At 41.9% G+C, this 540-nt stretch carries 1 protein-coding gene; it reads right to left on the reverse strand.

Going from position 1 to position 540, the window contains the following annotated elements:
* Positions 1-98: 98 nt before the first annotated feature.
* Positions 99-350, reverse strand: a complete 252-nt coding sequence (locus GVO63_RS19360) for a hypothetical protein (RefSeq protein WP_159582076.1) — start codon at positions 348-350, stop codon at positions 99-101.
* Positions 351-540: the final 190 nt, after the last annotated feature.

Below are 540 nucleotides of genomic sequence, written 5' to 3' on the forward strand. Positions count from 1 at the left end.
TTTTTTTTCTTAATATTTCACATATTTTTTTAGTATTCCCCTGTTATTTCATAATGAAAAAATATTTTCATAATGAAAAAAAAAATTTTTTAGCCTCTCTACGGCTTCATACCCTTCAGCCACCCTCCATTCACAAGATACACCCAACCCTGAAGTTTTGTGATATTGAAGTGTACCGCAAATTCGTCGCGCAACTTCCGGTTGCTGAATGTCGGGCTGTTTTGACGAATCTTCCAGTGGACAATCCACCTGTGCTTCTTCATGGCTTCGCTCCTTACCCACTTCTTCTCCTCTTCTTCGGCCCACTCCTCTTCTTCGGACCACTCCTCTTCATCCCAGTACCCCTCCATCTTGTAACTCACCGAAGTAACACGAGAGAGTGTTGGATGGCCTTGAGCCAGAATGGCTACGGTATTATATAAAAAAAATCAAATTTTTATGTTAAAAAAAATTCCCATCGACTGAAAATCTCAGTCAATGGTAGGCGGAGCACAGCAAGTGTGCCAATCATTCTTTGTCCCGAGCCCACGAGACTAAGGC

The sequence above is a fragment of the Alteromonas sp. KUL106 genome, from assembly GCF_009811415.1.
Taxonomy (GTDB): Bacteria; Pseudomonadota; Gammaproteobacteria; order Enterobacterales; family Alteromonadaceae; genus Alteromonas.

Bases quoted from the DNA above. Each gene is read 5' to 3' on its own strand.
- GVO63_RS19360 (WP_159582076.1), bottom strand. From the start codon at position 350: ATGGAGGGGTACTGGGATGAAGAGGAGTGGTCCGAAGAAGAGGAGTGG.